Source organism: Actinomadura sp. CNU-125, from assembly GCF_001942465.1.
Classification (GTDB): domain Bacteria; phylum Actinomycetota; class Actinomycetes; order Streptosporangiales; family Streptosporangiaceae; genus Spirillospora.
In genome coordinates this window covers 1-18,320 of record NZ_MKJY01000521.1, presented here as the reverse complement: position 1 = coordinate 18,320, position 18,320 = coordinate 1, and the positions used below count along the sequence as shown (strand labels likewise).

General features: G+C 72.9%; 24 protein-coding genes. 9 read left to right on the top strand and 15 right to left on the bottom strand.

The window, feature by feature from the left end; translation table 11 throughout:
- Positions 1-10: 10 nt before the first annotated feature.
- A complete protein-coding gene (locus tag BJF79_RS39485; RefSeq protein WP_075905081.1) occupies positions 11-1,174 on the bottom strand; it encodes a GDSL-type esterase/lipase family protein in 1,164 nt (387 codons plus the stop codon).
- A gap of 60 nt (positions 1,175-1,234) precedes the next feature.
- Positions 1,235-1,756 (bottom strand): hypothetical protein, encoded by a 522-nt coding sequence (locus BJF79_RS39480; RefSeq protein WP_075905079.1) that lies wholly within the window; start codon positions 1,754-1,756, stop codon positions 1,235-1,237.
- Between the two features lie 113 nt (positions 1,757-1,869).
- Here BJF79_RS39480 and BJF79_RS39475 point away from each other — a divergent pair, with 113 nt between their 5' ends.
- Positions 1,870-2,553 carry a TetR/AcrR family transcriptional regulator gene (locus BJF79_RS39475; RefSeq protein WP_075905121.1) on the top strand — a complete coding sequence of 228 codons (684 nt, stop codon included), beginning with the start codon at positions 1,870-1,872 and terminating at the stop codon, positions 2,551-2,553.
- On the opposite strand, the gene BJF79_RS39470 is transcribed toward BJF79_RS39475, so the two are convergent.
- Together BJF79_RS39470 and BJF79_RS39465 are read right to left on the bottom strand one after the other, a co-directional pair.
- Positions 2,554-3,315: an ABC transporter permease gene (locus tag BJF79_RS39470; protein WP_075905077.1), complete on the bottom strand. Its 762-nt coding sequence runs from the start codon at positions 3,313-3,315 to the stop codon at positions 2,554-2,556.
- Positions 3,312-4,259, bottom strand: a complete 948-nt coding sequence (locus BJF79_RS39465; protein ID WP_075905119.1) for an ATP-binding cassette domain-containing protein — start codon at positions 4,257-4,259, stop codon at positions 3,312-3,314. Before BJF79_RS39465 ends, BJF79_RS39470 begins: the two co-directional genes overlap by 4 nt.
- An 85-nt stretch (positions 4,260-4,344) precedes the next feature.
- On the opposite strand from BJF79_RS39465, the gene BJF79_RS66085 reads away from it, so the two are divergent.
- The 5 genes from BJF79_RS66085 to BJF79_RS63820 all read left to right on the top strand — a co-directional run bounded on the left by BJF79_RS66085 (position 4,345) and on the right by BJF79_RS63820 (position 7,603).
- Entirely contained in the window at positions 4,345-5,007 is a 663-nt protein-coding gene (locus tag BJF79_RS66085; RefSeq protein WP_316043533.1) for a TetR/AcrR family transcriptional regulator, read from the top strand.
- Positions 5,008-5,141: 134 nt separating this feature from the next.
- A complete protein-coding gene (locus BJF79_RS66080; RefSeq protein ID WP_316043532.1) occupies positions 5,142-5,411 on the top strand; it encodes a hypothetical protein in 270 nt (89 codons plus the stop codon).
- 7 nt (positions 5,412-5,418) lie between these two features.
- Positions 5,419-5,985 (top strand): transcriptional regulator, encoded by a 567-nt coding sequence (locus tag BJF79_RS39455; protein WP_262403253.1) that lies wholly within the window; start codon positions 5,419-5,421, stop codon positions 5,983-5,985.
- Complete coding sequence (locus BJF79_RS63825) at positions 5,982-6,995, top strand: PEP/pyruvate-binding domain-containing protein (RefSeq protein ID WP_075905073.1); 1,014 nt, start codon at positions 5,982-5,984, stop codon at positions 6,993-6,995. Before BJF79_RS39455 ends, BJF79_RS63825 begins: the two co-directional genes overlap by 4 nt.
- Positions 6,938-7,603 carry a PEP-utilizing enzyme gene (locus BJF79_RS63820; protein ID WP_075905071.1) on the top strand — a complete coding sequence of 222 codons (666 nt, stop codon included), beginning with the start codon at positions 6,938-6,940 and terminating at the stop codon, positions 7,601-7,603. Before BJF79_RS63825 ends, BJF79_RS63820 begins: the two co-directional genes overlap by 58 nt.
- On the opposite strand, the gene BJF79_RS39440 is transcribed toward BJF79_RS63820, so the two are convergent.
- Complete coding sequence (locus tag BJF79_RS39440) at positions 7,494-8,213, bottom strand: permease prefix domain 1-containing protein (RefSeq protein WP_262403252.1); 720 nt, start codon at positions 8,211-8,213, stop codon at positions 7,494-7,496. The genes BJF79_RS63820 and BJF79_RS39440 overlap by 110 nt on opposite strands.
- The gene (locus BJF79_RS39435; protein ID WP_075905069.1) at positions 8,210-8,539 is read right to left on the bottom strand and encodes a PadR family transcriptional regulator; all 330 of its coding nucleotides are present in this window, start codon (positions 8,537-8,539) and stop codon (positions 8,210-8,212) included. Before BJF79_RS39435 ends, BJF79_RS39440 begins: the two co-directional genes overlap by 4 nt.
- A 67-nt stretch (positions 8,540-8,606) precedes the next feature.
- Here BJF79_RS39435 and BJF79_RS39430 point away from each other — a divergent pair, with 67 nt between their 5' ends.
- Positions 8,607-9,023, top strand: a complete 417-nt coding sequence (locus BJF79_RS39430; protein ID WP_075905067.1) for a hypothetical protein — start codon at positions 8,607-8,609, stop codon at positions 9,021-9,023.
- A gap of 2 nt (positions 9,024-9,025) precedes the next feature.
- On the opposite strand, the gene BJF79_RS39425 is transcribed toward BJF79_RS39430, so the two are convergent.
- The 6 genes from BJF79_RS39425 to BJF79_RS39405 form a co-directional block, all read right to left on the bottom strand.
- Positions 9,026-9,751: an ABC transporter permease gene (locus BJF79_RS39425; RefSeq protein WP_075905065.1), complete on the bottom strand. Its 726-nt coding sequence runs from the start codon at positions 9,749-9,751 to the stop codon at positions 9,026-9,028.
- A complete protein-coding gene (locus BJF79_RS39420; protein ID WP_262403251.1) occupies positions 9,748-10,521 on the bottom strand; it encodes an ABC transporter ATP-binding protein in 774 nt (257 codons plus the stop codon). The genes BJF79_RS39425 and BJF79_RS39420 overlap by 4 nt, the downstream gene beginning before the upstream one ends.
- A 5-nt stretch (positions 10,522-10,526) precedes the next feature.
- Positions 10,527-10,658, bottom strand: coding sequence for a hypothetical protein (locus BJF79_RS63815; protein WP_262403250.1), 132 nt, complete (start codon positions 10,656-10,658; stop codon positions 10,527-10,529).
- Positions 10,655-11,533: an ABC transporter permease gene (locus BJF79_RS39415; protein ID WP_075905063.1), complete on the bottom strand. Its 879-nt coding sequence runs from the start codon at positions 11,531-11,533 to the stop codon at positions 10,655-10,657. The genes BJF79_RS63815 and BJF79_RS39415 overlap by 4 nt, the downstream gene beginning before the upstream one ends.
- Positions 11,530-12,504: an ABC transporter ATP-binding protein gene (locus tag BJF79_RS39410; protein ID WP_075905061.1), complete on the bottom strand. Its 975-nt coding sequence runs from the start codon at positions 12,502-12,504 to the stop codon at positions 11,530-11,532. The genes BJF79_RS39415 and BJF79_RS39410 overlap by 4 nt, the downstream gene beginning before the upstream one ends.
- A 113-nt stretch (positions 12,505-12,617) precedes the next feature.
- Positions 12,618-13,595, bottom strand: a complete 978-nt coding sequence (locus BJF79_RS39405; protein ID WP_262403249.1) for a DUF389 domain-containing protein — start codon at positions 13,593-13,595, stop codon at positions 12,618-12,620.
- Positions 13,596-14,083: 488 nt separating this feature from the next.
- Between BJF79_RS39405 and BJF79_RS63810 the strand changes: the two genes are divergently transcribed.
- Positions 14,084-14,368 carry an HNH endonuclease family protein gene (locus BJF79_RS63810; protein WP_262403248.1) on the top strand — a complete coding sequence of 95 codons (285 nt, stop codon included), beginning with the start codon at positions 14,084-14,086 and terminating at the stop codon, positions 14,366-14,368.
- A 24-nt stretch (positions 14,369-14,392) separates the two neighbouring features.
- The gene (locus BJF79_RS39395; protein ID WP_075905059.1) at positions 14,393-14,710 is read left to right on the top strand and encodes a hypothetical protein; all 318 of its coding nucleotides are present in this window, start codon (positions 14,393-14,395) and stop codon (positions 14,708-14,710) included.
- A 270-nt stretch (positions 14,711-14,980) separates the two neighbouring features.
- Here BJF79_RS39395 and glmM read toward each other — a convergent pair whose 3' ends face one another.
- The 3 genes from glmM to rplM all read right to left on the bottom strand — a co-directional run bounded on the left by glmM (position 14,981) and on the right by rplM (position 17,634).
- Complete coding sequence (gene glmM / locus BJF79_RS39390; protein ID WP_075905057.1) at positions 14,981-16,324, bottom strand: phosphoglucosamine mutase; 1,344 nt, start codon at positions 16,322-16,324, stop codon at positions 14,981-14,983.
- A 186-nt stretch (positions 16,325-16,510) separates the two neighbouring features.
- Positions 16,511-17,035 carry a 30S ribosomal protein S9 gene (gene rpsI, locus BJF79_RS39385; protein ID WP_075905055.1) on the bottom strand — a complete coding sequence of 175 codons (525 nt, stop codon included), beginning with the start codon at positions 17,033-17,035 and terminating at the stop codon, positions 16,511-16,513.
- 146 nt (positions 17,036-17,181) lie between these two features.
- On the bottom strand, positions 17,182-17,634 hold the full coding sequence (rplM, locus tag BJF79_RS39380; RefSeq protein ID WP_075905053.1) for a 50S ribosomal protein L13: 453 nt from the start codon (positions 17,632-17,634) through the stop codon (positions 17,182-17,184).
- Positions 17,635-18,320: the final 686 nt, after the last annotated feature.

Sequence of the window (18,320 nt, the reverse complement as noted above, 5' to 3'; positions counted from 1 at the left end):
GGCTGACCGTTCACCCGAACGGGCCGTCGGCGGCGAAGGCCGCGGCCCGGAAGCGTTCGCCGATGCGGCGGTGCGCCGCGGCGTCCGGGTGCAGGTCGTCGGGGAGGGGCAGTTCGGCGAAGTCGGACTCCCCGTAGAGGTCGCGGCCGTCGAGGTGGTGCAGGTTCGGGTCGTCGGCCGCTCGCCGCTCGACGATGCGGGCCAGTTCGTCCCGGACGACGTTCAGGGTCAGCTTGCCCTGCGCGCGGTCGGCGGGGTCGCCGGTCGCGCGGAAGCGCAGCCGTCCGGCGGCGAGGCCGGTGGCGTCCATGGCGGTGGGGCCGGGGACGTCCTCGTGGATGGGGCAGTAGATGGGCGACACGACCAGCAGCGGCGCCGCCGGGTGGCCGTCGCGGACGGTGTCGAGGAAGCCGTGCACGGCCGGGGTGAAGGCGCGCAGCCGCATCGCGTCGGCGTTGACCAGGTTGATGCCGATCTTGACGCTGATCAGGTCGGCGGGGGTGTCGCGCATGGTGCGCGCGGTGAACGGGTCGAGCTGGGCGCTGCCGCCCAGGCCCAGGTTGACCAGTTCCACCCCGGCGCCGGTGGCGGCGAGCGCGGGCCAGGTGGCGGTGGGCGTCGCGGCGTTGCTGCCGTGGCTGATCGAGCTGCCGTGGTGCAGCCAGACCCGGCGGCCGCGGGCGGGCGCGGGCTCGACGGGCGCGTCGGTGCGCAGCGCGACCAGCTCGGTCGTCTCGTTGTGCGGCAGCCAGATCTCGACGTCCTTGTCGCCGCCGGGCAGGCCGGCGAAGCGGAGCGTGCCGGGCTCGCCGGGGCGGTGCTCGGCCGTCCCGGTCGCCATGTCGATGACGAGGGTGTCGCCGCAGTTCAGGACGGCCGAGTCGTGCAGGCGCCCGTCGACGAGCAGCTCGTACACGCCGTCCGGGCGGGGCGGGGCGCCCGGGTACGACCGTTTCGTGGGGATCGCGTCCAGTTCGACGGCGGTGGCGCGGGTGCGGAAGGCGAGCCGGACGCCCGAGGGCTGGGACTCGGCCATGGCGAGCTGCCCGTCGGGGTACTGCGCACGCGCCCATGCGGGCAGCCGGTGCGGCAGCACGCCCCGCGCGGTGCGCTCCAGGTCGAGGGCACCGCGCAGGACGTCGGCGGTGATGGGGGTGGTCGTCCAGGTCTGCATGATCGCTTGCTTCCCCTGTTGCGAATACCTTTTTGCTACAGCCTAAGGGGTGTAGGCAAATCAGCCGAGGGTCACGGCGAGCAGGGCCACCGCCGAGCCCGCGAAGACGATCGTGTGGCGGATGTTCTGCAGGTTCGGCATCACCCAGCGGGGGAATGCGCCTTCGGCCGCGCCGAGCAGGGCCGGGACGTCGATGCGCAGCAGCGCCGGGTCGCCCTTGCGCACGAACGCGGCCCGCACCGACTTGGCGGCGGTGAGCTGGCTGTAGAGGATCACGGCGTTGCCGAGCAGGACGAGCGACGAGAAGACCCAGGTGAGCGGGCGGCCCCAGTCGTGCCCGGCGAGGTTGAGGGACGCGGCGGCGACCATGACCGCCGCGATGGCGACGGGCGCGGCCGTCTCGTGCCCGCTCGCGTCGAACTTGAGCCCGTTCTCCTCAAGGACGGTCGCGGGGACGTCCTGACGTGCGAGTTCGGCCTCGGCGGCCGCCTTCGCGGCGGGGCCGTAGCGGTGCCGGACCAGCGGGATGCTCACGAAGGCGACGGCGACGAGCAGTTGCAGGACGGCGGCGAGCGTCGGCATGGGGGTTCCTCTCGAAGGCTCTTGAACTAAGTGCAAGAGCACTGTAGGCACCGACTTGAACTAAGTGCAAGAGGTTTCTTGAACTAAGTTCAGGCGCGCCCTATCGTGTGGTCATGCCGCGCGACAGCCTCACCCGCGAACAGATCGTCCGGACCGCCGTCGAACTGCTCGACGAGGAGGGCCTCGACGGCCTGAACATGCGCAACCTCGGCAAACGCCTCAACGCGGCCGCGACCGCCGTGTACTGGCACGTCAAGAACAAGGACGACCTGCTGCTGCTGGCCGGCGACCGGGTGTGGGACGAGATCGAGTTCGCCGACCCGGACGCGCTCGGCTGGCGGGACGCGGCGACGGCGCTGGCCGTCGGCCTGCACGCCATGTTCGAGCGGCATCCCTGGCTCGTCCAGGCGTTCGGGTCGCACCTGTTCTACGGCGAGGGCAAGGCCCGGTACGACGACCACTGCCTCGCCGTCTACGAGTCGGGCGGCTTCACCGGCGCGCAGGCCGACCGCGCGGCGGCGGCCGTGTTCACGTACGTGCTGGGCAACGTCCTCGGCGCCTCCGCCACGGTTTCGCTGACCATGCGGCTCACCCGGGGCGGCAAGGACGCCGAGGCCGTCATGCGAGACACGATGGAGAAGGCGGCCGAGGTCGCGGCGCGGTTCCCGCGGCTGCGCGCCCGGCTGGACGCGCCCGCGGCGGCCGACTACGCGGGCGCGCCCGAGGAGACGTTCGAGTACGGGCTCCGCGCGCTGCTCAACGGGATCGAGGCCGAACGCGCGGGCGTCCCGTCCTGATCACTGCGGGCGGCCGTAGGCGCGGACCGCCAGGGGGCAGAACACCAGGAACAGGGCGGCGCACCAGATCAGCGTGGTGGTGACCGTGCCGCCGACCGGAGTCCCGTTGAGGAGGGCGCGGCAGGCGTCCATGACGTGGGTGACCGGGTTGACGCCGGCCCACGCGCTCAGCCAGCCCGGGAGGTCCCCGGTCGGGGTGGCGAGGCTGGTGCCGAGCTGGAGGGGCAGGAAGGTGATGAAGCTGAACGCCAGGACGGCCCCGGCGTCCTTGACCAGCACGCCGAACAGCACGGTCACCCAGCTCAGGCAGAAGCCGAACAGGACGGCCAGGCCCGCGGCGGCGAACGCGGCGGCGATGCCGCCCCCGGTGCGGAAACCCAGCGCGACGCCGAGGACGAACAGGACGGCGACGGCGAACACGTACCGGACGAAGTCGGCCAGAACGGACCCGAGGAGGGGCGCGAGGCGGCTGATCGGCATGCTGCGGAACCGGTCGGTCACGCCGTTCTTGAGGTCGAGGTTGATGTTCGTGCCGGTGGAGACCAGCCCGGCCAGCGCCGCGCCCATGACGACGATGCCGGGGAAGAGGTACTGCAGGTAGTCGCCCGTGGAACCCGCGACCGGCCGTCCGAACAGGTAGAGGAACAGGACCAGGAACAGCGCGGGCGACACGATGCCGTTGACGACGGGGCCCGGGTTGCGTTTCGTCTTGGCCAGGCTCCGGCGGGCGAGGATCAGGCTGTGCCGGACGGTGCGCGTCATCGTGCCGCCTTCGCGGAGTCGTCGGTCAGGGCGTGGAACACCTCGTCGAGGCTGGGCAGCCGCAGGGACAGTTCGGCGACGCCGATGCGCTCCTCGCGGAACCGCGCGGTCGTCTCGAAGAGGGCGTCGGCGCCGGTCACCGGGACGGCCAGTTCGGTGCGGGCGGCGAGTTCGGGGGCGCGCCCGGCGACCGCGGCGAGGATCGCCGCCGCCCGTCCGGCGTCGGCGGGATCGTCGAGCCGGACGGCGATCGTGTGCCCGCCGATCCGCCGCTTCAGCTCGGCGGGCGGCCCGGCGGCCACGACCCGTCCGGCGTCGATGACCGTGATCGTGTCGGCGAGCGCGTCGGCCTCCTCCAGGTACTGGGTGGTCAGCAGGACGGTGACGCCGTCGGCCGCGAGGTCCCGGATGAGCTGCCATAGTTCGTCCCGTTTGCCGGGGTCGAGTCCGGCGGACGGCTCGTCGAGGAACACGACCTCGGGACGTCCGACGAGGCTCGCCGCCAGGTCGAGGCGGCGGCGCATCCCGCCCGAGTACCCGGCGACGGGACGGTCCGCGGCCTCGTCGAGGCCGAACCGTCCGAGCAGTTCGCCCGCCCGCTCCGCGGCGCGGCGGCGGGGCAGATCGAGGAGCCCCCCGATCATGATCAGGTTCGCTCGTCCGGTCAGCTCCTCGTCGACGCTCGTGTGCTGGCCCGACAGCGCGATCCGCTCCCGGACCCGGGCCGGACTGCGCACCACGTCGAACCCCGCGACGGCGGCGCGCCCGGCGTCCGGCCGCAGCAGCGTCGCGAGGATCCGGATCACGGTCGTCTTCCCAGCGCCGTTGGGCCCGAGCAGGCCCAGCACGCGCCCGCGTCCGGCGGCGAGATCGACGCCGTCGAGCGCCGTCGTCCCGCCGAACCGTCTGACCAGGCCCTCGGTTTCGAAACCGTGCTCGCTCACCACATGCTCCCGACATTCAGATGTTGGCATCATCCGGATGGTGAAAGTATCTTAGGCGGGCCGACGGAGCAAAGGGGGCGGGGCGATGGCCAGGCTCACACGGGCCCAGCAGCAGGAGCGGACGCGGGCGTCCGTACTGGTCGCGGCGCGGGCGGAGTTCGCCGAGCGCGGATACGCCGACGCGAAGATCGACCGGATCGCGGAACGCGCGGAGCTCACCCGGGGGGCGGTCTACTCGAACTTCCCGAGCAAGCGCGCGCTGTACCTGGCCGTCCTGGTCGACTCCCTCGACGACACCGCGACGACCGAGGCGCCGCCCGCCGACGGGCCCGCCGACGCGCTCGGCTCGTTCGCCCGCGGCTGGCTCGAACGGCTGCCGCTCAGCGGCGACTCGCCCGCGGGCGCCGGACTGCGGCTGCTCGCCACCGCCGGACTGTTCGACGACGACCGCGGACGCGCCGCGCTCGCGCAGGTCACGTGGCTGGAGGCGCTCCTGCTCGGGCTCGCGCTGGAGTCGTACGCGCCGCGCGTCCGGCGGGTGCGGCTGGCCGAGCTGGTGCTGACACTGCTCAACGGCTCCGGGCATCTCGCGGGCGCGCGCCCGGTTTCGGCGACCCGTTCGACGTCGCGCGCGCCTGCCGCCACCTGGCCGGACTCGACCTCGCCGACACCTTCGACCCGCCGCACCTGCCCTACGCCGCCCCCGCCGCGGCCGTCCAGGAAACCTGGGAGCCGCCCGGCGAACTGACGGACGAGATCACCGGCCGCCCGACCGGGCTCGACGGCGACGGCATCGTCGAGCGTCCTCGGCGCGGACGGCTGCGGGCGGCGGAGGAGGCCGTCCGCGCCGCCCGGCCCGGCGACCGGGTCACCGTGGCGGTCGTGACCGCCGACCCGGCCGAGATCGGACGGCTCGTCCGGCTCCGCGTCGGCGACCTCACCCGCTGCCTTCGGCGCACGTTCGCACCGGACGCGTGGCCGCGCCTGCGCCTCGTCCTCGACGAGGACGGCACGGCGGCGGCCGCCGCCGGGGTCGCCGAACCGGGCGACGACACCGAGGTCGCGGTACGGGTCCGGGCGGGCGAGATCGTCGCGCGCGCGGACGGCCGCGGCGCGACGCACACCATCGCCACCGACGAAACGCGGGTATGACATGCACATGACAGGCCTCGACCTGCTGGTTCTCCACACCGTGCGCTGCGTTGGCGTCGCGGGGGCCCGCCGCCTCGCCGAGGCGGCGGGGCTCCTCGAACCCGACGTGGAATCCGAACTGATCGACCTCGCGGTGGCGGGCCTCGTCACGCGCGAGCCCGGCGAGTTCGGCGGGTGGGGCCTCACCGGCGCCGGACGGGAGGCGGACGCCGCACGGATCCGCGACGAGCTCGACGCGGCGGGCGTCCGCCCCACCGTGACCAGGGCGTACGGCGAGTTCATGGTGCTCAACCCGGAACTCCTCGACCTCTTCACCGCGTGGCAGTTGCGGCCCGACGACCGCTCCCGCGTGCTGGCGGCCCTCGGGGACTTCCACCTGCGCGCCGACGTCGTCTGCGCCGAACTGGCGGGGGCGCTGTTCCGCTTCCAGCGGTACCGCGACCGGCTCTCCCACGCGCTCGCCCGCGCCCGCGCGGGAGAGCAGGGATACGTGACCGACGACCTCGCCAGCTACCACACCGTGTGGTTCCAGCTGCACGAAGACCTGCTGGTCACGCTGGGCATCCCGCGATGACCTGGATCCGCCCCCTCGCGCCCGGCGTCGACGAGCCCGCGACCGTCCTCGGCGGCAAGGCCCACGGCCTGATCACGCTGCGGCGGCTCGGGCTCCCGGTCCCGCCCGGGTTCGTCATCGGCACCGCCGCGTGCCGCGCCTTCCTGCGCGACGGCCGCCTCCCCGACGGCCTCGACGCCGAACTCGCGGCGGCCGTCGCCGACCTCGAAGCCGCCACGGGCCGCCGCCTCGGCGGCCCGGACCGTCCGCTCGTCCTCGCCGTCCGCTCGGGCGGCGCGGTGTCGATGCCCGGCATGATGGACACGATCCTGAACCTGGGCCTCACGACGGACGCGACGGCGGGCCTGGCCGCCGAAACCGGCGACCCCCGCTTCGCCCACGACTCACGCGACCGCCTCCACAGGACCTTCACCGCGACGGCGACCACGCCCGGCTCACCCGCCGCGACTACGGACGACGGGACGGACGAGCGGGGTGCGCCGCGGGAACGACCGTCCGGCTCCGCCGGGGCGGGGACTTGCCTGCCGCCGAGCTCCCTCGACGCCGCCACCGGGCTAGGAACACGGCCGGACGACGCAACTCGCGGACCTGAGGCACCGGACGACGGGACGGACGAGGGCCGCGCGCCGCGGGAACGAGCGTCCGGCTCCGCCGGGGCGGGTTCGGCGGTGCCGGATGATGCCTGGGGGCAGCTTGTGCTGGCCGTGCGGGGAGTGTTCGCGTCGTGGAACACGCCGCGGGCGCGGACCTATCGGATGATCCGCGGCATTCCGGACGAGTCCGGGACGGCCGTCATCGTGCAGGCGATGGTGTTCGGCAATCGCGACGGGCGCAGCGGCACGGGCGCGCGTTCAGCCGCGATCCGGGGACCGGCGAGCCCGGTCCGTTCGGGGAGGTGCTGTTCGGCGGGCAGGGCGACGACGTCGTGTCGGGACGGGCGAGTCCGCTGCGGTTGGACGCGCTGGCCGAGCGGGAGCCCGAGGTGTGGGCGGCGCTCGTCGACGCCTTGAATCGGGTCGAGGAGTGCTATCGCGACGCGTGCCACGTGGAGTTCACCTTCGAGTCGGGCGCGCTGTGGTTGCTGCAGGTCCGGCCCGGGGGGTTCGCGGGGCGGGCGGCCGTCCGGGTCGCGGTCGAGCTGGTCGAGGAGGGGGTGATCGACCGGCGCGAGGCGGTCGGGCGGGTGTCCCCGGACGACCTGCGGGGGGCGCGCGCGCCGAGGCTCGACGCCCCGGACGTCCTCGCGCGGGGGATCGGCGCCTCTCCGGGCGTCGCGACGGGCCGGGTGGCGACCACCCCCGACGGCGCGGTCCGCATGGCGGCGGACGGGCCGGTCGTCCTCGTTCGTCCGTACACGTCCCCGCTCGACATGCACGGGCTGGCCGCCGCGGCGGGCGTCGTCACGGCGGTCGGCGGGACGACGAGCCACGCCGCGGTCGTCGCGCGCTCGCTGGGCCGACCGGCCGTCGTCGGGGCATCGGACCTCGGTCTCCCGGACGGCGCGCTCATCACGATCGACGGGACGAGCGGCGAGATCGTCGCCGGACGCGCGCGCACGGTCGCGACGTCGGACCCGCACCTCGATCGCCTGCTCGGGTGGGCCGACGCCCTCCGGTGACGTTCGTCAGGCGAGGCGGACGCAGTGCCGGCAGGCCCGCGCGGACGACGCGACCTTCGCGTGCGACACCAGCGTGAGGACGGCGATCGGTGCGGCGAGCGTCCAGTTCGCGGCGAGCGCGGACGCGACGGTGAGCGCGATCGCGCCGCGCCGAGGGCCGCGCCGCGATCGTCCCCGCCCAGGCGACCGTCCGCGGGAGGGCGCGGGGTGCGGCCCACGCGCCCGTGGCGGCGAGGCAACCGGCGCACAGCAGGGCCGCGACGGCGGCGACGGCGCCCACGAGCCGGGCGGTGTGCGAGAGCACGCCGGTGTCGGCGCCCGCGAACTGCCAGCAGAGCAGGAGGACGGGAGCGCCGAGCGCGGCGGTGACGGCGGTCCGGCGGGCCTGGGCGACGGTGAGTTCGTCCTGGAAGCTCGGTGCGACGTCGTCGACGCTGCCGAAGTCGCGGACGGCGCGGCGGGCGGCGGCGTCCGCGGGCAGGCCCGCGTCGGCGAGGGCGTCGGCCGCGTCGGTCAGGCCCTCGCGCACCTCGGTGAGCATGCGGTCCTTGGTGCGGGCGGGGCCGTGCAGGACGTCCGAGAGCGCGGCGACGTGCTCGTCGATGGTCATGCGGACGGCCTCGGTTCGAGGACGGCGCCGATCGCGGAGGTGAACTCGCGCCAGGCCGTCCGCTCCCCGGCGAGGGTGCGGCGCCCGTTGTCGGTGAGTTCGTAGCAGCGGCGGCGGCGCGCGCCGACGGACTGCCAGCTGCCGGTCAGCATCCCGAGGCGCTCCAGCCGGTTGAGCGCCGGATAGACGGTGCCCGTGCGCAGTTCGAGGGCTCCGTCGCTGCGTTCCTGGACGGCCGTGATGATCGCGTACCCGTGCAGCGGGCCGGATTCGAGCACGGCGAGCAGCAGGGCGTCCAGGTGGCCCCGTACCGCGTCTCCCCTCATGGCGGCCAGCTTAGCGTGCTATGTATTGGTAGCCAATATGTTGGTTGCGTACGTAGAGGGAGAGATCATGACCGAGGTACTGCTGACGTTGCACGTGCTCGCGGCGATCCTGGCGATCGGGCCGGTGTCGGTGGCGGGGTCGCTGTTCCCGCGCTACGCCCGCGAGGGCAACGCGGGGGTCATGGCGCTGCTGCACCGGATCTGCCGGAACTACGCGCTGGTCGGCGTCGCGGTTCCGGTGTTCGGGTTCGCCACGGGCGCGACGCTGGGCGTGCTGACGCAGGCGTGGCTGCTCGCGTCGATCGCCGCGACGGCGGCCGCCGCGGCGCTGCTGGTGTTCGCGGTCCTCCCCGCCCAGGGGCGGGTGCTGGCCGGGGAGGCGTCCGGCGAGGGGGCGGCGGGACGGCTGGCGATGACCACCGGGATCTTCAACCTGCTGTGGACGATCGTCGCCGTCCTGATGGTCGTCCGCCCCGGGGCGTAACGCTATTCGGCGCTCGCGACCGACAGGGCGCGCAGCCGGAACACCGCGAGGAACGCGCCGACGACCGTGACCGCGACCAGCAGGACGATCGCGAGGGTCAGGTCGACCGACGACGTCACCATCGTCGCCGAGGTCAGCGAGTCGGTCACCGACAGGGCCCACGCCTGGACGGACGCGGACTTGGCGCCCGGCGCGAAGCTCGCCAGCAGCGACTCCCACACCAGCGCGTACAGCAGGCCGATCGTGACGGCGTTGCGGCTCGCCACCGCGAGCGCCACGAAGATCGAACTGTAGGCGAAGCCGCCGACCAGGACGCCGACCGTGTACGCGACGGTGAGGCCCGCGGTCGTCCCGGCCAGCAGCACCCCGGCGAGCAGCGTCGGGATCACCGCGAACGCCGTGACCAGCAGGATCGCGACCACCAGCTTCGTCAGCACGATCACCTGCCGGGGGATCGGCTTGGTCAGCACGTACATGATCTGGCCGTCGTCGATCTCCGGGCCGATCACGCCGGTCCCGGCGATGAGCGCCAGCAGCGGCAGCAGCGTCGCGAGCCCGAACTGCTGCAGGACGAGCGTCGCGGTGTCCAGGTCGGCGTCGCCGCCGGTCATGCGCAGGCGCAATGCGAGCGCGAGCACCACCAGGATGGCGGGCAGCCCGAGCAGCAGCAGCGCGCGGCGCCGGCCGAGCATCGACCGGAGGGTGATCGTCGCGATCGTCGCGTTCATTTGGCCACCAGGTAGGAGAAGACGCTTTCGAGGGACTCGTCGGCGGGCGAGACCTCCCACAACCGCACGTCCGCCTGCTTCGCGACCTGCGGGAGCAGCCAGGTGAAGCGCTGGAAGTCGGTCGCCTCGACCTCCAGGCCCGCGTCGGTGAGCCGGACGCTGCGCGCCGAGCCGTCCGCGATGATCGCGGCGGCGAGCGCGCGGTCGTCGGCGGACCGGACGACGAACAGGTGCGGCCGGTCGGTCATCAGCCGGCGGATCCGGCGGAAGTCGCCGGACGCGGCGTGCCGGCCCGCGACGATGACCTCGATGTGCCCGGCGAGCCGCTCGACCTCCTCCAGGATGTGCGACGAGAACAGGATCGTGCGTCCCTCGTCGGCCATCCGCCGGATGAGGTCCATCAGCTGGAGCCGCTGCCGCGGGTCCATGCCGTTGAACGGCTCGTCCAGGAGCAGGACGGGCGGGTCGTGCACCAGCGCGGACGCCATCTTGATCCGCTGCTTCATGCCCTTGGAGTAGGTGCCGATCGTGCGGTTCGCCGCGTAGTCCATCTCGACGAGGCCGATGGCGCGGCGGGCCGCGGCGTCCGGATCCTTCAGCTTGTGCAGCTTCGCCATCGCCTGGATGAACTGCTCGCCGGTGAGGAAGTCGTACGCGGCCTCCCGCTCGGGGACGAGCCCGAGCCCGCGGTACGCCGCGGGGTTCCGCCAGATCGGCGCGCCGTCCAGCGCGACCGTCCCGGAGGAGGGCGCGAGGAACCCGCCCATCATGTGGATCAGCGTGGACTTCCCGGCGCCGTTCGGGCCGAGCAGCCCGGTGCGCCCGGGCCGATCGTCATCGACACCCCGTTGACGGCGACGACGTTGCCGTACCAGCGGGACACGTTCTCCAGTTTCAGCTCGCTCATGACAGGCCCGCCTTCCGGAACCGGCGGTACAGGACCGCGATCGAGCCGGCGGCGAGGGCGGCGCACACCGCGAGGGCGACCAGCCCGCCGCCGACGCCCGGCGCCACCGACGGGGACGTGACGTCCGCGCCGAGCAGCCGCACCTGGACGGTGTCGACCAGGTCGAACGGGGCGAACAGCGACATCCAGCCCTGCAGCGTGAAGTTGCCCTGGACCTCGGCGAGGGTCTGCACGATCGCCGTGAAAGCGACCGTCAGCATGTAGACGGCGATGACGGCGGCGACGCCGAACCCGCGGCGGGGCGTGAACGCCGCCACGACCATGCCGATCGCGGCGAGCACGACCGCGAACAGCACGCAGCCCACGAGGCCCGTCAGGTAGTCGGTCAGCTGGCGTCCCGAGTCGGGCGCCTTCGTGACGAGCCCGCCCACGTACAGGACGGTGATCGGCACGGCCATGATCGCCAGCAGCGCGGTCGCCATCGCGCCGATCTTGGCGAGGACGAAGTCGAGGTGGTCGATCGGGCGGGAGAAGTACAGCGGGACGACGTGGAACCGCAGCTCCCGCGAGGCCAGCACGGGCGCCTGCGTCGCGGTGAAGATCGCGATGACGACCTGCAGGAACACCGCGTAGGACGCGTACTTGATCAGCGCGTCCTCCTGCTTGGTCAGCGCGAACGCGGCGACCGACCCGGCGGCCGGCAGCAGCATGATCGCGCCGAGCAGGAACGGCATGATCTTGGCGCGGGCTGGCCGGCCCAGCCCGAACGCGGCCCGCAGGTTGTGGACGTACAGCGACCGCAGCACGTACCCGCGGCCGTTGCGGCGGCCCTCGTAGTGCCGGTAGCCGATGTCGTGGATCGTGCTGGTGCTCATCGCGGCGCCCCCTGTGCCCCCTGCGCCCCCTGCGCCTCCGGCGCCTCCGAGGCTTCCGGCGGGACGGCCGCGGACGGGTCGTCCTGGAAGACCTCCTCGATGCGGTGCCGGCGCTGCTCCATCCGGATCAGCCGCAGCCCCAGCTCGGCGACGCCGTCCCGGACGAGGTCGTAGGTCGCCTCCCCCGCGATGTCGACGAAGAGGAACCGGCCGTCCGGCCGGACCGCCGCACCCTGCTCGTGGAGCCGTCGGCCCAGGTCGTCGCGTCCGTCCTCGACCTCCACGGTGAGGACGCCGCTGGCCTCGGTGTACGCCTCGACGGCCTGCGAGCGCAGCAACCGCCCGCCATCGATGATGACCACGTGGTCGCAGACGCGTTCCAGTTCGCCGAGCAGGTGCGAGGTGACCAGCACGCTGATCCCGAACTCGGCGCCGATCCGGCGGATCAGGTCGAGCATCTCGTCGCGTCCGGCCGGGTCGAGGCCGTTGGTGGGCTCGTCCAGGAACACGAGCTTGGGGTCGTGGACGAGCGCCTGCGCGAGCTTCACCCGCTGGCGCATGCCCGTGGAGTAGCCGCCCATCGGACGGTACCGTTCCTCGTACAGGCCGACGTGCCGCAGCGTGTCGGCGGCGCGCTCGCGCGCGGCGGTCGCGGGGAGCCCGCACATCCGCGCCATGTGCACGACGAACTCGGTCGCGGAGATGTCGGGCGGAAGGCACTCGTACTCGGGCATGAACCCGACGTTCTCCCGGATGCGGACGCCCTCGCGCGCGATGTCGAGCCCGAGCACGCTCGCCGTCCCCGCCGTGGGCGGCTGCAGCCCCAGCAGGATCTTGATGAGCGTGGACTTCCCGGCCCCGTTCGCGCCGACGAGCCCGACGACGCCCGGTTCGACGGCCACGTTGAGGTCGTCGAGGGCGGTCACCCGGGGGAACCTCATCGTCAGGCCCTGGGTGGCGATGATCGGCATGTTGCCGAACCTACCGCCTGCTTGTCCGTCCACGTCGGCCTTAGGAGCGATGCATGGAGCCATAAGTCTGATACCGGTATCGACCAAAGTCACTCTGCGGCCCGATGCCGGCGTCACGGTCCCGGGGGCCGGACGCGCGGCGGCACGGGCCGTCCGGTCGAGATCGGAGCCGCGCGGCGGCGCAGCACGATCCCCCACACGATCCGCTGCAGGAACAACGTCACCGTCCCCGCGATGATCATCCCGGCGAGGTTGACGCCGAGCTGCAGCAGCGACCCCTCGATCTCGCTGACGTGCTTCAGCGCCAGCGCGACCCCGAGGTTCCCGGCGGCGGGCACGGTCGTCACGGAGATGAACACCCCGACGAGCGTCGACGACTTCCCCGCCGTCAGCGACAGCACCCCGGCCGCGCCCGCCAGCAGCGCGACGATGAACGACCAGCGGTCCGGGCTGTAGATGAACGCGGTGAGCGGCCGGTTCTCCGGAAGCTCCGACATCTCGATCACACCGATCCACCGGCTGACCAGCGCGCACACGTACGTGACCACGATCGCGATCGCGAAGCCGGCGACGAGCGTGCGCACCGCCGTGACGATGTGCCGCGCCTGCAACCGGACGATGCCGTAGCAGATCGCCGCGACGGCGGCGAACTCCGGCCCGAGCACCATCGCGCCGACCACCAGGATCGGCGAGTCGATCAGCGCGGCGATCGCCGCAAGCTGCGTCGCCAGCACCAGGAACGCGATGAACGACCAGGTCATCGCCGCGCCCTCGGTGACCTGCCGGTCGAGTTCGTCCCACACGACCGCGTCGTCGCCGTGCCCGGGCGCGCGCCGCTCCGCGCGTTCGGCCACCCGCGACATCGACAGGTCGATCCGCTCCAGCGCGATCGAGCCGTCCCGGTCGACACCGAGATCCTGCAGCGCGTCGAGCACCTCGTTGGCCGACTCGCGGGCGACGTCCCCGGTCACCAGGTCACCGGACGGCGACAGCGCCGCACCCCGGACGACCACGATGTTCGTCGCCCCGTCGCAGTCGGCGAGAGCCTCGCAGACGTCGTCCGTCCGGTCCGGCGGGACGATCGCTCGCATGTGCAGCACGTCCCACATACTGCCCGCAAGGAGCGTCCCCCATGGCCGGAACGCCACCCCGTACGGTGTGATCGTTTATTTACCTGCATCCCGGCGAAACCAACAGAAACCCCCAGGACGGTGACGATGGATTGCACGGCACGCGCGGCAGGACTCGCACTCGCCGCGGCCCTGCTGGCGGCCTGCAGCGCCGACGTCGGCATATCGGACGCCGGTACCGATTCGCCGTCCGGCGCGGCGAGCCCGGCGCGCGAGACCCTCGCGGGACTGCGCGTCGCGGCGGAGGGCGACGGCGACGGCTACGAGCGCGACAAGTTCGGCACCCGGTGGAAGGACATCGACCGCAACGGCTGCGACCAGCGCAACGACGTCCTCGCCCGCGACCTCGACGACGTCCGCAAGCGCGGCGACTGCGTCGTCGTCGCCGGTCTCCTGCACGACCCCTATACCGGCCGGACATCTCGTTCAAGAAGGCCGACGCCGCCGAAGTGCAGATCGACCACGTCTACCCGCTCGCGCTCGCCTGGCGGATGGGCGCGTCCGGCTGGCCCGAGGACCGCCGCGAACGGTTCGCCAACGACCACGCCAACCTGCTCGCCGTGTGGGGCGTGCCCAACGGGCAGAAGGGCGACTCCGGCCCCGCCGAATGGCAACCGCGCAAGCCCTACCAGTGCGAGTACGCGACCAAGTACATCGCGGTCGCCGACGAGTACTCCCTGCCCGTCACGTCCGCCGACCGGCGCACCCTCGGCGGCTTCCTCGACCGCTGCTGACCGCGCCCGTCCTATGCTCGACGCATGAGCGATTCCAGCGATCGGCAGGCCCCTGAACAGGACGAACAGGACGAACGTCCCCGCGTCCGGACGGAACGCGCCGTGGGCGCACGCGCCACCGGCGCCGAGGTCACCGGCGCGTCCGCCACCGGCCTCAACCTCCGCCTCGGCAACGCGTTCGGCTCCCTCGCGATCGGCTCGATGGCCCTCGGCGCCCTCGCCGTCGGCGCCGTCGCGATCGGCAAGCTCGTCGTCAAGCGGGCGATCGTCGAGCACCTGGAGGCCGGAACCGTCGAGATCAAGCACCTCAAGGTCGGCCGCCTGGACATCGAAGACCGCTGAAAAATCCGCCCGGTCGTCCACCCCCTCGCCTGGCGGCTCGGCGCGGACGACCGGCCGCGAGCGACCCCGGCCCGCGCGGTGGGTGACACCTGGCCGGGCGGCACTCCCCCGGTGTCTGCGGCACTACCACGCGGATACGTCCGGGCCGGGCGTGAACCCGCCCGCGCGCCACACCCCCGGCGTGTGCGGCACCTCCGCACGCTCGGGAGTCACACCCGCCCGGGCGTGAACCCCCGCCCGGGCGCGTGCCCCGGCACGCGCGGGGGCGGGTCAGCGGAGGGTCGTTCGGACCACTTCCGCCAGGTGGTCGGCCACGGTGTGGGCCTTCTCCTCGGACGCGGCCTCCACCATCACGCGGACCATCGGCTCGGTGCCGCTCGGGCGGATCAGCACCCGGCCGGTCTCGCCCAGGTCGGCCTCGGCGGCGGCGACGGCCGCGGCCAGTTCGGGGGACGTCTTCGCGCGGGTCTTGTCGACGTCCTTGACGTTGACGAGCACCTGCGGCAGCCGGGTCATCACCTTCGCGAGCTCGTCGAGCGGACGGCCGCGGCGGGCCATCGCGGCGAGCAGGTGCAGGCCCGTCAGGACGCCGTCGCCGGTCGTCGCGTGGTCGAGCATGATGACGTGCCCGGACTGCTCGCCGCCGAAGACGAACCCGCCGGCCTTCATCGCCTCCAGCACGTAGCGGTCGCCGACGGCGGTCTCCACGACCGTGAGCCCGGCCTCCCGCATCGCGAGCTTGAAACCGAGGTTCGACATCACGGTCGCGACGACGGTGTCGGCGGTGAGGGCACCGGTCTCGCGCAGTTCGAGCGCCAGGATCGCCATGATCTGGTCGCCGTCGACGACCTCGCCCGCGGCGGTCACGGCGAGGCAGCGGTCGGCGTCGCCGTCGTTGGCGATGCCGACGTCGGCGCCGGTCTCGCGGACGGCGGCGCGGAGCGCGTCCAGGTGCGTCGAACCGCAGCCGGAGTTGATGTTGAGGCCGTCCGGTGCCGTGCCGATCGTGAAGACCTCGGCGCCCGCGCGGCGCAGCGCCTCGGGCGCGACGTCGCACGACGCGCCGTTCGCGCAGTCGACGACGACGCGCAGCCCGTCCAGCGACACCGGGACGGACGCGACGAGGTGCGCCACGTACTGCTCGACCGCGCCGTGCGCGTCGCGGACGCGGCCGACACCGGCGCCGGTCGGCCAGTCCCACTCCTCGCCGAGCCGCGCCTCGATGCGGTCCTCGCTGTCGTCGGGGAGCTTGTGGCCGGACCGGTCGAAGAACTTGATCCCGTTGTCGGGGGCCGGGTTGTGCGACGCGGACAGCATCACGCCGAGGTCGGCGTGCAGCTGGTGCGTCAGGTACGCGACGGCCGGGGTCGGCAGGACGCCGAGGCGCAGCACGTCCACGCCGGAGCTGGCCAGGCCCGCGACGACGGCCGCCTCCAGGAACTCGCCGGAGGCCCGCGGATCGCGCCCGACCACCGCCAGCGGCCGATGCCCCCGGAACTCGCCCTGCTCGCCGAGGACCCGCGCCGCGGCGACGGACAGGTCCATGGCGAGGCGGGCGGTCAGGTCACGGTTGGCGAGCCCCCGCACGCCGTCGGTCCCGAACAGACGAGCCACAGTTCAACTCCCGGATAGACGAAAAGGCCGCCCGGACGCGGACGGGACGTGCGGCGTCCCGTCCGGTTCCGTGCGGCCATCATGAGCGAACGAACCGGAAAAAGCGGACGAGCCGCCGCACCCGGCGTGCCGACCACGTGGGGTCGGCCACAATGAAGCCATGGGTGCGGCGGCTCGTGCCGTCGATCAACGCTTGCTGTACTGCGGAGCCTTGCGGGCCTTCTTGAGACCGGCCTTCTTGCGCTCCGGCACCCGCGCGTCGCGGGTGAGGAACCCGGCCTTCTTCAGCGCCGGGCGGTGCTCGATGTTCGCGAACTGCAGCGCACGGGAGATGCCGAGGCGCAGCGCACCGGCCTGGCCGGTGGTGCCGCCGCCGTTCACCCGCGCGAGCACGTCGAACTGGCCCTCCAGGCCGAGCAGGACGAACGGCTCGTTCACGATCTGCTGGTGGACCTTGTTCGGGAAGTACTGGTCCAGCGTGCGGCCGTTGATCTTCCACTGGCCGCTGCCGGGGACGATGCGGACCCGCGCGATGGCCTGCTTGCGGCGGCCGGTGCCGGCGGCGGGACCGGTCGCGACCGGCTGACCGAGGTAGCCCTCGCCTTCGGCCTCGGGGCTCTCGGTGGTGTACTCGGACGGCGCGTCCTCGTACGAGTCGAACTCGACGCCCTCGGCGGGCGTCTCGGTTTCGGTGCCGGTGGACTCGTCCACGGTTCTCCTAGTGTCTTCTGGCCAGGGCGGCTGGCCCGAAAATCGGGTGCCCCGGCGGCCTCTGCTTCAGGACGCGCACGCCGGTGCGTGCGCGGTACCGGACGGCCGGAGGGCGCTCCGCGCCCCGGCAACCGGCCGGTTCTGCCTTACTTGCCGGTCTGGCTGATCTGGGTGATCTCGAACGGGACCGGCTTCTGCGCCTGGTGCGGGTGCTCCGGACCGGCGTAGACCTTCACCTTGCGGAACATCTGCCGGCCGAGGGTCGTCTTGGGCAGCATGCCCTTGATCGCCTTCTCGACGGCCCGCTCGGGGTTCTTGGCCAGCAGGTCGGCGTAGTTCACCGACCGCAGACCGCCCGGGTAGCCCGAGTGCCGGTACGCCCGCTTCTGCTCCAGCTTGTTGCCGGACAGCGACACCTTGTCGGCGTTCACGATGACGACGAAGTCACCGGTGTCGAGGTGCGGAGCGTAGATCGGCTTGTGCTTACCCCGAAGCAGCTGCGCGACATGACTGGCGAGACGGCCCAGCACGACATCGGTCGCGTCGATGACGTACCACTGACGCTGAACGTCAGCGGGCTTAGGGGTGTACGTGCGCACGGTCGTCAGCCTTCGTTTCTCGTCGACTATCTCAGCGGATCTCCTGCTCGCGCCGACCGGTCAGAAGCGAATCTCGATCCGATCGGGCGCTCCGGGAGGCCGGGGCCCGTGCGAGCGCACATGGGGCACACCGACACGTGGATGCGGTCGTCATCCCGCCTTCCGGGCAGGCGCCGACGCATACAACAAACCCGCAGGATACTCGGCCGCGCGGGCGCGGGTCAAAGCGAGTAGCCCGTGACAGTCTCCCAGCCGTCTACCAGTATGCCCCACCCGTCCACCCGGACGGAACGCGGGACGGGCGGCGCGCGGAACCGTCGCGGGACGCGGCGGCGCACGGAACGGCGGCGGGACGCGGCGGGACGCGGCGACGCGCGGGCCATACGTGGGTATGTGCGGAAACCGTGGGGCGTGCGGAACGTATGCGAATGTGCACGGGAAGTGCGCATAACGAGTACCGATTCGCGTTTTGCCCGAATCTCCTTACTCGGCACTACATAAAGAGATAAGGTGCCGCCGACCGGTCCCCCTGCCGGCGTACGGCGTACACCGGCCAGCCCCCGGGAGCCCCCGCTGTCCACTCCCCGCAGACCCGGCCGTCCCGCCGGGCGCCCCCAGCAACCGGGCGACGGCGTCCCGGCCGTCCCTCCCCCGGCCACCAGCCCGGCCCCCGGCCCGGGTCCCAG